Genomic DNA, 13244 nt, shown 5'->3' on the forward strand with positions numbered 1-13244 from the left:
GCTCCCCACCCTTTCCGCATCAGGAGTTCGCCATGACCGTTCCGGCGCCCGCATGGACCCGTGAGACCTGGCCGATCGCGGCCGCGATGATCCAGTATCCCAACCTCCTGGCGGATGGCCGTTCGGTGCAGGACCAGTCCGTCGAGGAATGGGCGGCGACGCTCGACGACGTCGTCGACGCCGGTTTCACCGAGCTCGACCCGACGGATAGCTGGCTGCGACTTGCCGACCTTTCGCCGGCGCGGCTCGACGCCTTCATGGCGCTGGTGCGCTCGCTCGGCCTGACGATCCCGGCGATCTCGACCTCCCGCCGCAGCGTCATCGATGCCGTCCATGGCGATGCCTATCTCGCCTATGGCCACCGCGTCATCGACACCGCGAAGGCGATCGGCGCGGGCGCCGTCTCCTTCGGCCTCTTCGAGCCGCTGACGGCCGGGCAGAAGACGGCGCTCTGGTTCTGGACGGTCGATGGCCCGCGCAATCCTGATGATCCGGCCGTCTGGCAGAAGGCCGTCGCGCGCATCCGCGAGCTCGGTCGCCATGCCGAGGAGCTCGGCATCGAGGTGGCGCTGGAAATGTACGAGGATACCTATCTCGGCACGGCCGACAGCAGCGTGCGTTTCGTCGAGGCGGTCGGCCTGCCGAATGTCGGCATCAATGCGGATATCGGCAACCTCATCCGCCTGCACCGCCCCGTCGAGCACTGGCAGGCGATGATGGAGAAGGTCGCGCCCTTCGCGAAATACTGGCACGTCAAGAACTATACGCGCACGGAGGATCCGGGAACGGGGGTTATCGTCACCCATCCGGCGCCGCTGGAGACGGGCATCATCAACTACCGCGCCGCCATCCGCATGGCGCTTGCGCACGGTTTCCGCAGCGCCTTCCTTTGCGAGCACTACGGCGGCGACGGCCTTTCGGTCTCGGCCGCCAACCGCGATTACCTGCGGCGCATCCTGCCGCGCCGCTGACACGACGATCCAGCAAGACGAGGGACGATCACCATGACCACCATCTTCGATGCACCGGAGGATTTCGCGGCCACCGCGCTTGCCGGCTTTGCCGATCTCTACAGCCGCCATGTCCGCCTCGTGCGCGGCGGCGTGGTGCGGGCGACACGAGTGCCGGAGGGCAAGGTCTCGGTCGTCGTCGGCGGCGGTTCGGGGCATTATCCGGCCTTTGCCGGCTATGTCGGCGCGGGCATGGCGGACGCGGCGGTTGCCGGCGACGTCTTCGCTTCGCCCTCGACGGCGGCGGTCGCCCGCGTCTGCCGGCAGGCCCATCACGGCGGCGGCATCCTGCTCGGCTTCGGCAACTATGCCGGCGACGTGCTGAATTTCGGTGTCGCCGCCGAGCGTCTCAGGGCCGAGGGCATCGATGTGCGCATCGTTCCCGTCACCGATGACGTGGCGAGCGCGCCGGCCGAGGCGCATGGAAAGCGCCGTGGCATTGCGGGTGATCTTGCCGTGTTCAAGGTCGCGGGCGCGGCGGCGGAAGCCGGCCTTTCCCTCGACGAGGTGGAGCGCATCACGCGCCGTGCCAACGACCGCACCGTCTCCTTCGGCGTCGCCTTTGACGGCTGCACCTTGCCCGGCGCCGGCGGCCCGCTCTTCACCGTGCCGAAGGGCCGCATGGCGCTCGGCCTCGGCATCCATGGCGAACCGGGCATCCGCGAGGAGGCCGTCGTGCCGGCGAAGGATCTTGCGGCCCTCCTCGTCGAACGGCTTCTTGCCGAGCGCCCGCAGGGCGTCACGCGCGTGGCAGCGGTGCTCAATGGCCTCGGCGCAACGAAATACGAGGAGCTCTTCGTTCTCTGGACCGCGATCTCCGGGCTGCTGAAGGCGGCCGGGCTGGAGATCGTGGCGCCCGAGGCGGGGGAATATGTCACCAGCCTCGACATGCAGGGCTGCTCGCTGACGCTGATATGGCTGGATGCGGAGCTCGAAACCTACTGGACCGCGGCCTGCGATGCGCCCGTCCTCCGGCGCGGCGGCGAGATCCGCACGGAGCCGGCCACCGACGCCCTCGTCAACGAGGATGCCGCGCCGACCTTCGGCCCGTCCTCGGCCGCCTCGCGCAAGGACGCTGCCTGCATCGCAAGGCTTCTCGGCCTTGCCGCGAAAGGGTTGAAGGACGCGGAGGACGAACTGGGCCGCATCGATGCGCAGGCCGGCGACGGCGACCATGGCCAGGGCATGCGTCGCGGCTCTGCCGCGGCCGGGGACGCCGTCGGGCAGGCGCTCGCCGCCGGTGCCGGCGCTGCGGGCACGCTTGCGGTTGCCGGTGATGCCTGGGCGGACCGGGCGGGCGGCACGTCGGGTGCCATCTGGGGCCTGCTGCTGCGCGCCTGGAGCAACGCGCTTTCCGACGATGCCGTTCTCGATGACGCCGCCGCGGTCAGGGGCGCGCGTCTTGCGCTCGATGCGGTGACGCGGCTTGGCCGCGCCCGCGTCGGCGACAAGACCCTCGTCGATGCGCTCGTGCCCTTCGTCGAGACGCTGGAAGCGTCGTTTGCAGCCGGCAAGCCGCTGAAATCCGCCTGGATCGACGCCGCAGGCGCTGCGACGGCAGCGGCCGACGCTACCGCCGCGCTGACGCCGAAACTCGGCCGTGCCCGCCCGCTCGCCGAACGCAGCATCGGCCATCCGGACGCCGGCGCGATCTCACTGGCGCTGGTCGCAAGGATCATCGGCGAGGCTATCTGACCGGCCGACAGAGCAATTCCGGAAACGGGCCCGGCGATTTTTGCCGGGGCCATGCGGACCGTCCTCTCTCCAGCTCCATCAGGCTCTCAAGGCGGCCGCCGGGCTGAGGCGAAGGGCCGAAAGCGCCGGTACGATCGACACCAGCACCGCAAGAGCGGCGAACCACATCGCCAGCGAGAGATCCGCCCGGGCGAATTCCACGGGCATATGGACCGCCGTCGTGGAGGCGAGGGCGGCGGAGATGGCCCGTGCCGCGCCATAGCCGATGGCAAGGCCGAGGGCGAAACCGGCCAGCAGCAGCAGGAAGAGTTCGCCCCAGACGATGGCGAAGACCGCTCGTCGCGGGGCGCCAAAGGCCCTGAGCGCCCCGATCTGCCGCCGGCGGGCGCCGACATGCATGACCGTGACGAGCAGGATGGCGGCGACGACGATCGCCTGCGTGGCGATGGCGATCGCAAGCAGCAGGCTGCGGGCATCGCCGAGCGTCGCATAGAGGCGGGTCAGCACCTCGGCGGGGAACACGGCGAGTGTCGTCTCGCCGCGATATTCCTGGCGCAGGCGGTAGGCGTCGCCCATGGTCTTCGGCTTGACGAGGACGGCGGGGATGCCGGGCGTTTCGGCATCGAAGTGTTCGTCGAGCGCCGCGTCCGCCTCGATATGGACCGCGTGGTCGTGGTCCTCCGCCGCCGCGCCGTCAGGCGCTTCGTCGCCATGGTCGTGCGCGTGTTCGGCCTCCGCGCCCATGCCGTGCAGTCGCCAGACGGCCCGGATCGGCACGAGGATCGCCCGGTCCCAGGCGGTGCCGGTCGGCGCCATGCGGCCGCGTACCGTATAGGCGAGTTCGACATGGGTATGGCCGCCGGTATCGGCCGCGCCGTGCATCGGCTTGATCTGTGCCCCGAGGCGCATCGGCACGTCGGCGCCTATCACCGCCTCGCCGAGGCGGGCGAAGATAGCCCCTTCCGCAAGCGTCGGTGACAGGGCGGCAACCAGCGCCGTCGTCGTGCCGACGACCGGGCGACCGTCGGCGGAATCGCCGAAGCCGACGGGGGCGGCGAAGGAAACGCGCGGGTCCCGCGCGAGCTTTTCCAGCACGGCGCCGGACATCAGGGGCAGGGGGGATGGCTGGAGGAAGACGGCCGACAGGGCAAGCTGCGTCTCGCTGCCGGCGGCGCCGACGACGAGGTCGAACTTTTCCGCCGCCCGTGCGCTGCCGAGCCGCACCGCCCGCTCCTGCAGCGTGACGGCGACGCTGAGCGCGACGGACAGCGCGATCAGCACGATGACGGCGAGCGCGCCGCCCTTGAACCGGTGAAGATCGGCGAGGATGAAGCCCATCATGCCGCTTCCGCCTTGCCGGCATCCTCGACGATACGGCCGCCGTCGAGGGCGATATGCCGGCCGATGCGCTCCACCAGGGCGGGATCATGGGTCACGACGAGCAGCGTGGCACCCTCCGCGCGGGCAAGCCGCACGATGAGGTCGGCCACCTCGCCGCCGATGCGACGGTCGAGGCTCGCCGTCGGTTCGTCGGCGACGATCACGCCCGGTTTCGACAGCAGCGCCCGCGCCACCGCCACGCGCTGCATCTCGCCGCGCGACAGCGTCTCGATGGGCTGGCCGGGGCGGGCAATGCCGGTGATTTCGAGCAGGTGGAGGGCGCGTTCGCGCTCGGCCGGCTTCAGGCGGCGGGCGAGCCGCACCGGCAGCACGACGTTCTCGTAGGCCGAAAGGCCGGGGAAAAGGTGGAAATCCTGCATCACCAGGCCGATATGGGCGGCGCGGAAGGCATCGCGCCGGCCGGTGGGCAGGCGGGTGATCTCCGTTTCTCCCCAGGAAACGGATCCCTGCATTGCGGGCTCCAGCCCGGTGACGACATTGACCAGCGTGCTCTTGCCCGAGCCTGAGGCACCCGTGATCGCAAGGCCGCCGCCTGCGGCAAGATGCAGTTTGTCGATGGAGAGCACCGGCGTGTCGAGGCCCGGAAAGCGCATCTCCAGGCCGGCAATATCGAGCGCGAGCATCGTCAGACCGTGTCGAAGGTGGCGCCGCGCAGGCGCAACTGGCTGACGAAGCCGGTTTCAGGATCGACCCACGACCCGTATTCCAGCACACCTTGGGCCTCGATCGGCGCATTGTACTGCACGAAGGTCTGCTTTTCGGCGAGGTAGACGACGAGGATATTGTCCGGCCAGTCGGCATCCGAGGAGCAGAAGGGGCAGAGCGACATCGGGATTTCTGTGAGCACGAAGAAGTTCGCCTCCGCCTTCAGCGGCGGCGCCATGAACCCCTTCACGGCGACGTCCTGCCCGTTCAGCCGCTTCACCTTGTCGGAGAATTCGAGGCCGAGCACGCCGAAGCTCTTGTAGAGTTCGCTGAAGCCCAGCGTCTCGCCGGCCAGGGCCGGGCGGGAAAGGGCGAGGGTGGGCAAGGCCGCCAGCGCGCAAAGCAGCCGGCGCCTCTCGAACGATACGCGGTCCGTCTGCGTCATGGCCGGGCCTCCTTCTTTGTCGGCAGGAGCGTGGACAGGCGGCGCGGGCCGCCTGTCCAGCAAGGTCTGGTGTCAGTCCTTCGGCACGCCGAGCGCGAAGGCATCGGCCAGCACGCGGTAGACGTCGCTCTGTTCCATGTAGCCGCGGAACCCTTCGGAGCCGGGGCCGACGGCCTGCAGCACGACGTCGTCGACGGCATGCACACCCGTGTCGTCTTCCTTCGGGATATTGCCTTCCACGAAGACTGCACCGGGCACGTCCTTGTAGGCCTCGTTGGCGACATATTCCTTCGTCTCGTTCTGCACGGCCGGCACGAACGGACCGTCCAGCTTCGGGCGGAAGGTCTCGTAGTGGTCCGGGCCGTTGTTGGCGGCCAGGAACAGGCGGCGCGAGACGTCGATGCGATCCGGATAGCCGTCGCCGTCCTTGTCCTCGTAATTCGGGAAGCCGGCATTGTCGTAGGTGCCGACCTTTTCGCGCATCACGTCGCCCGGCTTCTCGTCGTCGACCGTGCCGATGATGGCGACGCCGTGCGTGTGGTCGCCCGTCACGACGATCAGCGTGTCCGGGTTCTTCTCGGCGAATTCACGGGCAACGCCGATGGCCTTGTCGAACTCGATCGTCTCGACGAGCGCGCGATCCCAGTCGAGCGGGTGGCTCATCTTGTCGACCGACGCGGCTTCCACCATCAGGAAGAAGCCTTCCGGGTTCTTCGAGAGCTTGTCGAGCGCGGCCCTGGTCATGTCGACGAGGCCGGGCTGGTTCGGGAACTTGTCGACGGTGCCTTTCTTGAGGAAGTCGCGGTCGAGCGTCACGTCCATGTTGCCGGTGTGGAACAGGCCGAGCAGCCGCTCCTGGTTCGATCCGGCGGCCGCGGCGAGCTCGGCCTTGTCTGTCGCGATTGCATAATCGGCATTACGGAACTCGGCGATATAGTCCTTGTCGTCCTTGCGCTTGGAGCCCGGCACGTCCTTGGACAGGAAGTAGGCCGAGCCGCCGCCGAGCAGGACGTCCGGCTTGACGTCGAGCATCATGCCGACGATCTCGGCCTTGTCGGCGCGCTTGCGCGTATGGGCGACGAGCGCTGCGGGCGTCGCGTCCTGGAGTTCCGAGGTGGAGACGATGCCGATGGACTTCCTGGTGTTCCGGCGCAGTGCCTCGGCAATGGTCTCGACCTTCGGGTCGTCGAGGCTTGCAGGCGTGCGGTCGGCATAGACGCCGAGCGCGTTGACGCGCGACTTGTGGCCGGTCATGTAGGCCGACATGGTATTGGCGCTGTCCGTGGCGATCGAATGGGTGGAGGACGTGCCGATGAAGGCGACCGGCGGGATGTCGTCCATCGCCAGGCGGCCGTTCGCCTTGCCCTCGGTCATGCCCTTGGACATGATGCGCGCGCCGGTGCGGTGGGCGACGGACAGGCCGTCGGCGATCAGGAAGATGATGTTCTTCGCCTTCGGCTGGGCGGCGGTCTCGTAGACGTCCCAGTTGACCGACTGCGTTTCGCTGCCGGCGGACACCTCGACCGTGTAGTCGCCGGCCGTGCCGATCGTCAGGCCGCGCAGGATGAGCGCCGAACCCAGCACCTCGTCCTCGGCGCCCTTCTCTTCCGCGACGAATTCGGCGGGCTTGCCGAAGACCTCCGCATAGTCCTTGCCGTTGACCGTGATCTTCACGTCTTCCGGCTTCACGACCGCATCGAACTCGACCTTGAAGTCGAACGGCGAGCCGACGAGGATCGTGGCGCGATCGATGGGATAGACGGTTGCGGCGTTGGCGGCGCCGGCGAGAATCGTTGCCGATGCCAGGGCGAGGATGAGTTTACGCATGGGAGGGCCTCTCTTGAGCGGTGCGTTACCTCCCTGCGCATAGAAAGCCTGCATGACAGGCGTATTACACCGCGATGACCATGCTGTGACCGTCGCGTATGACGCGCCTCAATCGATCGACGGGTGGAGGACGGGCCGGTAGCCGGAACGAAGCGCCGCGACCGTCGAGGGCGGCGTCAGCAGGGCGTCGGCGCTGTCGAGGCGTCGCGGCGGGGCGTAGCCATCGGCGGTCCAGCGATGGGCGAGGCCGGCGCGAAGGGTGAAGGCGTGCCCCTCGGCCGCCACGACCGCCCCGTCGGGAAGCGCCGCCAGAGGTCCGGCGATCGGGTGGAGGCGCTTGCGCCGGCCTTCCAGGCGTTCGCCGTGCAGGACGGCATCCATCGTGCCGGCGGAGGGCGGCGGCTCGTCCTTCGCCAATGCCCAGCAGGCCTGGAAGCGCTGCGCGGCCTCCCGGCGGCAGAAGAAGCAGGGCCGGTGGCCGGCGGCCAGCGCGACCGCCTCGTCGAGGAAGAACAATTCGGTCCAACTCCGTCCCCCCATCACCTCCCGCCGGCGGCCCTGGAAGTCGCGGAGGCAGATCAGCCAGGCCCTGGACGCCCAGCGTTTCGAAAGCAGCGTCTTCGTCGCCGGGTCATGGATGATGCCACGATTGCCGGTAAACAGGCCACGCTGCGGAAGCGCGACGATCTCGCCGAAGGGCGTGACGCGATTTTGAAGGGGCATGGCACTCCACCCGGATCAAACGACAGTGCGCCATCCTATCCCCAGGCATCGGCGCCGTCTCCCTTTCAAAGAGGGCCGGTTGGTAGTCGCCCGTATCGTCTTACTGGATGATATCGTCGATCTTATATTGATGGCATCGCTATCACATATGCGAGGTTGCCATCATGCCGGCGGTTACAATCCGCAACCTTTCCGAGGCGACGCATCGTGCCTTGAAAGTCCGCGCGGCGCAGCATGGGCGCAGCACGGAGGCGGAGATGCGCGACATTCTCGAGGCCGCGGTCCGCCCGCAAGCGCGGCTGCGGCTGGGCAGCGCGCTGGCCGAGCGCAGCCGCAGCCTCGGCCTGACGAACGAGGATTTCGCCGCGCTCGATGAGGCCCGCGACACGCTGCCGGCAACGACGATGGGCTTCGAATGATCATTCTCGATACGAGTGTCGTCTCCGAGGCCATGAAGCCCATCCCCGACGATGCCGTGCGTTCCTGGCTGGACGAGCAGGCCGTCGAAACGCTTTTCCTCACCAGCGTGACGGTCGCGGAATTGATGTTCGGCATCGGTGCCCTGCCGGCGGGCAAGCGCCGAGAAAAACTTTCCGCCGCGCTGGATGGATTGATGACGGTGATACCCGCCGCATCGAAGGCACTGGTATCGCGGGTTGCAACGTCGTGATGCGATAGGAACATCAGTTTTCCGACGCCCGCATCAGCGGATCGTCCTGGATCGACTCGGCCAGGAAATCCAGCACCGCCCGCACGCGCAGCGGCACGTTGCGGCGGGAGGGATAGACCACGTTGATCGGCAGCCGTGTCGGCCGGAAGTCGGGCATGACGTGGACGAGGGCACCGCTCTCGATATCGGGCAGGGCAAGGATGTGGGAGAGGATGGACAGCCCCGCACCGGCGAGCGTCGCCCGGTGCACCGCGACGGCACCATCGGCGATCAGGCGCGGCGTGATGCGCACGGGAATGTCGTGTGCGCCATCGGAAAATGACCAGATGCGGTTGTCTCCCGCCCGCTGATAACAGATGCAATCATGGGAAACGAGGTCGTCCGGCACGGCGGGCAGACCGTGCCGGCCGAGATAGGCGGGCGCCGCGACGAGGAAGGCGGTCGTCCAGCCGAGCCGGCGGAAGATCAGGCTGTTGTCCGAGACGGGGCCGAGGCGCACTTCGAGGTCAATCCCGTCCTGCACGAGATCCGAGCCCTCCTCCTTGAACAGCAGTTCAAGCGACAGGCCCGGATAGCGGGTAAGGAATGCCGCCATCCTGTCGCTGAGAAATAGTCCGAGCGGCGCAGGTACGGAGAGCCTCACCTTGCCGGCCGCGCCCCCGGCCTCCTGGCCGAGGTCGCCGAGTTCCTCGACGGCCTCCAGGACCCGCCGGGCCATGGGGATCATGCGCTCCCCCTCTGCGGTCAGGGCCAGCGCATTGGTCGTGCGATGGAGCAGTCGCGCATTGAGCCGGGCCTCCAGGGCGGAAATCTGCCGCGAGACGGCTGGCTGCGTCAGGTCGAGGTCCAGGGCCGCGGCGGAAAACGACGAGGTCTCCGCCACGCGCAGAAATGTCCGCAGTGCCGAGACGATATCCATGGCCCTCATACAATTCGACATAAGCCTTATGCGCGGAGCTTATGCCGTTTCGGCTTTACAGTCCAGCAATTAAGGATACTAAATATCCATAAGGATAAGTTATATCCTTAATTAACGGAGACGGACATGACCCAGCGACTGAACTATGCCCAGCGTTCCCCGGAGTTCTTCAGGAAGATCTCCGAACTCAGCATGGCGCTGAAAGACAGCGTCATCGAACAGAAGATCCGTGATCTCGTGAACCTGCGCGCATCGCAGATCAACGGCTGCGCCTTCTGCGTGGACATGCATGTGAAGGAAGCGAGGATCCATGGCGAGAGCGAACTGCGCCTCCACCATGTGGCCATCTGGCGCGAGTCGAACCTTTTCATCCCCCGTGAGCGTGCGGCCCTCGCCTGGACGGAGGCGCTGACCCGGATGCCGGAAGGCGGCATTCCCGACGAACTCTACGAGCGGGTGCGCGGCCAGCTTTCCGAGAAGGAGATCTCGGACCTGACCTTCTCGATCATGACGATCAATGCCTGGAACCGCGTCAGCGTCGCGTTCAAGTCCGTGCCGGGATCGGCCGACAAGCTCTACGGCCTCGACAAGGCCGGCCTCGATTAACCGCAGTCACCACCAGAACCGCGGCGCGGGTCGCGCCGCGAAGGGAGAGGCAGCGCTTCCCCCCCGTTCGAACACATGGAGCCCGCAACATGACCAGGTCGTTCCTCCTTGCCGCTATGCTCGCGGCAACGTTTCTCACAGCCGCCTCCGGTGCGTCCATGGCCGGCGAAACCTCGAAGGTGACGCTCGTCTACGAGCACGAACTTCCCAATGTCCCCGGCAAAAGCATTCGCGGCGTGCTCGTCGAATACAGGCCCGGCGGCTTTTCCGAGGGGCACACCCATCTTTCCTCGGCATTCATCTATGCGACCGTTCTGGAAGGCGCGATCCGAAGCCAGGTCAATGACGGTCCGGTCAAGGTCTATCGCGCCGGGCAAAACTTCTCCGAAATGCCGGGCGACCGGCACGGCGTGAGCGCGAATGACAGCCAGACGGAACCCGCCCGGTTGCTTGCGGTCTTCGTCGTCGATACCGGTGAAAAGGAACTCGTCTATCCGCTGAAGTGACGGCTTTCGGCAAGGTCGGGCTCACGGCCCGGCCTTTCGCCATGGTGCTCCTCAGCCGGCCCGCTTCAGGACCCATTCGAAACTGCTCTGCCGCAGGCTCGGCGGAATATCCTTTTCCAGCGTCCCCATGAGATCAGCCAGACTGACGCCGCGAAGCCGGGTGCGCCAGGCTTCGTCCGCCTCCCACATGATGCGGGCGATCGCACAGGGACCTGCTTCGCAATACCCCTGCGGACGACAGGGATTGTTGGCGCGGATATTGTTGCAGACGAAGGTGCGCTCCCTGCCCTCGACAGCCTCGACGACATCCAGGAAGTTGATATCGGCCGGTGGCCGGGCCAGGCGGTAGCCGCCGCTCGGTCCAAGCGTGGACTCGACCAGTTTTGCCTGTGACAGGCTTTGCAAGGCCTTGGACAGATACTCCTTCGGCAGGCCATGGAACTCGGCCAGCGCCTTGGTGGAGAGATAGCGCCCGCTCGGAAGTCCGGCGAGAATGGCGCAGCAGTGCAGCGCCCATTCGACTTGGCTCTTGAGGATCATCGAACCCATTCCTGGAATACGGATAATGTATATCCGTATTATCGGCGCCTGTAAACGCGCTCGGCTGGCTCGCCGCGGTTCACGGCAGGCCGAGATAGGTCGCAAGCTCCCGCGCTGCCGCCGCGCCCGCGCGATTGGCACCGATGGTGGAGGCGGAGGGGCCGTAGCCGACGAGATGAATGCGCGGGTCCTTCCCGACCTGCGTGGCGAGACGACCGGCCATGACGATGCCGCCCTTGTCCCCGCGCAACTGCAGGGGGGCGAGATGGTCGAGCGAGCTGCGAAAGCCGGTTGCCCAGAGGATGACGTCGGCCCTCTGCTCCGTGCCGTCCGGCCAGCGCACGCCGTGGGCGGTGATCTCGCTGAACATCGGCAGACGCTTCAGCGCACCGCGCGCGGCGGCGGCCCGCAGTGCCGGTGTCCAGGGAATGCCGGTGACGGAGACGACAGAGCCCGGGACCAGGCCGTTGCGCACCTTGTCCTCGACGATGGCGACGGCCGCGCGGCCGTCTTCCGGGGTGAACGGCGTGTCGCGGAACTGCGGTTCGCGGCGCGTGACCCAGCTCGTCGTCGTCACCTTAGAGATCTCGTCGAGATGCTGGAGCGCGGAAATGCCGCTGCCGACGATGACGACATGCTGGCCCGCGAATTCATCGGCCGTCCGGTAGTCGCGAGAATGAAGCTGCCGGCCCTGGAACAGCGCGGCACCGGGATAGTCGGGGATCTGCGGGGTCTCCCAGGTTCCGGTGGCATTGATGAGGCCGCGGACGGAAAAGGCCTCGCGATCCGTCTCGACCCGCAGCCGCTCGAAGCGGTCGCAGACCACCTTGACCGTGACCGGGCGATAGACCGGCAGCCGGAACCGTTCCTCGTAGGCGGCGAAATAGTCGGGCACCGCCACGGAGGCCCTGGCCTCGGTCTGCTCCGCCGGCACCACCTCGGAAAAGCCCATGCCCGGCAGGTCGTGCACGCGGTTGACGGTGCTCAGCGTCAGCGAGGGCCAGCGATGCTGCCAGGCCCCGCCCGGTTTCTCGTTCCTGTCGAGCACGATGAAATTGCGGCCCGGCTTGAGGCCGAGTTTCAGCAGATGGTAGGCCGAGGACAGCCCGGCCTGGCCGGCGCCGATCACCACGATGTCGATCTTGATGGCGGCGCGCAGGCCCGTCTCGTTCGCTGACATTGCGGATGGCAAATCGATCCCCGTTCTTCGGCTGCCCGAGCTTTCCGATACCCCATTGCCGCCCCGCAGGAAACCGGGGCTGTCCGGAATGGTCATGCAGTGTGCGCGCGCTGCTCGGCCTTGCTCAAGAGTGCGTATTCGCCCGCAAGATAGTCCATGAGGGCCCGCACGGAGGGCAAAAGCCCGCGGCGGGAGGGGAAGGCGGCGTGGATGATGCCGCTGCGCGGCGCCCATTGCGGCAGGATGTCGATGAGCCGCCCGGTCGCCAGGTCCTCTTGCACGACCATGGTCGGGAACTGGCAGACGCCGATGCCGGAAAGCGCGGCCTGGCGCAGCGCCACCATGTCCTCCGTCACCAGCCGCGGATCGTGCGGCACGGTCGCCGTCGCGCCCTGCGGTCCTTCCAGCCGCCATTCGTGCCCGCCGGTGGACGGTCCCCAGGAAAGGCTCGGCATGACCGTCAGGTCCGCCGGAACGAGGGGTCGGGAGAAGCAGCCTTCCACCAGGCCGGGGCTCGCGACGAGGCGCTGGGTGCTTTCGGCGAGCCTGCGCACCACGAGGTCGCTGTCGCCGAGCGGCGGGAAACGTACGCGGATGGCGACGTCGAAGCCTTCCTTGATGACATCGACGCGCCGGTTGGTGCTCTCCAGTTGCACATGGACATGGGGGTGCTTCGCCATGAAGCGCGCGATCATCTCGCCCACCTGGAAGTAGATGACGGAAGACGGGCAACTGACCTTCACGGTGCCGCGCGGTTCGGCGCGCATGCGCTCGATCACCTCCTGCGCGGCCTCCGCCTCCACGACCATCGCCAGGCAATGGCGATAGAATTCCTGGCCGATCTCGGTCACCGTGAACTGCCGCGTGGAGCGCTGTACGAGGCGGACGCCGAGGCTTTCCTCCAGGAGGCCGATGCGGCGGCTGAGCCGCGAGCGTGGCATGCCGAGTTTGCGGGCGGCGGCGGAAAAGCCGTTCTGCTCGACCACGTCGACGAAGAAGCGGAAGTCGTTGAGGTCCTGCATCGGGGCTCCATTGTCCTGAATTCAGGACACGCTAGCATGAAATTGCCGTCTACTG

General features: G+C 67.2%; 14 protein-coding genes and 1 pseudogene. 6 read left to right on the forward strand and 9 right to left on the reverse strand.

The features are described from left to right. Positions 1-32 precede the first annotated feature (32 nt). Together shn_RS28240 and shn_RS28245 are read left to right on the forward strand one after the other, a co-directional pair. On the forward strand, positions 33-971 hold the full coding sequence (locus shn_RS28240; protein WP_064333860.1) for a sugar phosphate isomerase/epimerase: 939 nt from the start codon (positions 33-35) through the stop codon (positions 969-971). Positions 972-1004: 33 nt separating this feature from the next. Next, positions 1005-2705, forward strand: coding sequence for a dihydroxyacetone kinase family protein (locus shn_RS28245; RefSeq protein ID WP_064333861.1), 1701 nt, complete (start codon positions 1005-1007; stop codon positions 2703-2705). Between the two features lie 78 nt (positions 2706-2783). On the opposite strand, the gene shn_RS28250 is transcribed toward shn_RS28245, so the two are convergent. The 5 genes from shn_RS28250 to shn_RS28270 form a co-directional block, all read right to left on the reverse strand. Then, a complete protein-coding gene (locus tag shn_RS28250; RefSeq protein ID WP_064333862.1) occupies positions 2784-4046 on the reverse strand; it encodes an FtsX-like permease family protein in 1263 nt (420 codons plus the stop codon). Continuing rightward, the gene (locus shn_RS28255) at positions 4043-4729 is read right to left on the reverse strand and encodes an ABC transporter ATP-binding protein (RefSeq protein ID WP_064333863.1); all 687 of its coding nucleotides are present in this window, start codon (positions 4727-4729) and stop codon (positions 4043-4045) included. The genes shn_RS28250 and shn_RS28255 overlap by 4 nt, the downstream gene beginning before the upstream one ends. A 2-nt stretch (positions 4730-4731) precedes the next feature. Continuing rightward, positions 4732-5196 carry a hypothetical protein gene (locus shn_RS28260; RefSeq protein WP_064333864.1) on the reverse strand — a complete coding sequence of 155 codons (465 nt, stop codon included), beginning with the start codon at positions 5194-5196 and terminating at the stop codon, positions 4732-4734. A 72-nt stretch (positions 5197-5268) separates the two neighbouring features. Further along, a complete protein-coding gene (locus shn_RS28265; RefSeq protein WP_064333865.1) occupies positions 5269-7023 on the reverse strand; it encodes an alkaline phosphatase in 1755 nt (584 codons plus the stop codon). A 108-nt stretch (positions 7024-7131) separates the two neighbouring features. Continuing rightward, on the reverse strand, positions 7132-7746 hold the full coding sequence (locus tag shn_RS28270; RefSeq protein WP_064333866.1) for a hypothetical protein: 615 nt from the start codon (positions 7744-7746) through the stop codon (positions 7132-7134). Between the two features lie 164 nt (positions 7747-7910). Here shn_RS28270 and shn_RS28275 point away from each other — a divergent pair, with 164 nt between their 5' ends. Further along, complete coding sequence (locus tag shn_RS28275) at positions 7911-8165, forward strand: hypothetical protein (RefSeq protein ID WP_064333867.1); 255 nt, start codon at positions 7911-7913, stop codon at positions 8163-8165. Beyond that, a pseudogene (locus shn_RS28280) lies at positions 8162-8362 on the forward strand (PIN domain-containing protein); the annotation flags it as partial. The gene shn_RS28275 and the pseudogene shn_RS28280, both read left to right, overlap by 4 nt. 67 nt (positions 8363-8429) lie before the next feature. Here shn_RS28280 and shn_RS28285 read toward each other — a convergent pair. After that, a complete protein-coding gene (locus tag shn_RS28285; RefSeq protein WP_064333868.1) occupies positions 8430-9335 on the reverse strand; it encodes a LysR family transcriptional regulator in 906 nt (301 codons plus the stop codon). Between the two features lie 126 nt (positions 9336-9461). Here shn_RS28285 and shn_RS28290 point away from each other — a divergent pair, with 126 nt between their 5' ends. Both shn_RS28290 and shn_RS28295 read left to right on the forward strand, forming a co-directional pair. Further along, positions 9462-9941 carry a carboxymuconolactone decarboxylase family protein gene (locus shn_RS28290; RefSeq protein WP_064333869.1) on the forward strand — a complete coding sequence of 160 codons (480 nt, stop codon included), beginning with the start codon at positions 9462-9464 and terminating at the stop codon, positions 9939-9941. A gap of 89 nt (positions 9942-10030) precedes the next feature. Beyond that, entirely contained in the window at positions 10031-10447 is a 417-nt protein-coding gene (locus tag shn_RS28295) for a cupin domain-containing protein (protein ID WP_064333870.1), read from the forward strand. A gap of 51 nt (positions 10448-10498) precedes the next feature. On the opposite strand, the gene shn_RS28300 is transcribed toward shn_RS28295, so the two are convergent. The 3 genes from shn_RS28300 to shn_RS28310 form a co-directional block, all read right to left on the reverse strand. Continuing rightward, positions 10499-10987 (reverse strand): Rrf2 family transcriptional regulator, encoded by a 489-nt coding sequence (locus shn_RS28300; protein WP_064334041.1) that lies wholly within the window; start codon positions 10985-10987, stop codon positions 10499-10501. 79 nt (positions 10988-11066) lie between these two features. Continuing rightward, the gene (locus shn_RS28305) at positions 11067-12167 is read right to left on the reverse strand and encodes an FAD-dependent oxidoreductase (protein WP_064333871.1); all 1101 of its coding nucleotides are present in this window, start codon (positions 12165-12167) and stop codon (positions 11067-11069) included. A 92-nt stretch (positions 12168-12259) separates the two neighbouring features. Further along, positions 12260-13189 (reverse strand): LysR family transcriptional regulator, encoded by a 930-nt coding sequence (locus shn_RS28310; protein WP_064333872.1) that lies wholly within the window; start codon positions 13187-13189, stop codon positions 12260-12262. Between the last annotated feature and the right edge of the window lie 55 nt (positions 13190-13244).

Source organism: Shinella sp. HZN7 (genome assembly GCF_001652565.1).
Taxonomy (GTDB): domain Bacteria; phylum Pseudomonadota; class Alphaproteobacteria; order Rhizobiales; family Rhizobiaceae; genus Shinella; species Shinella granuli.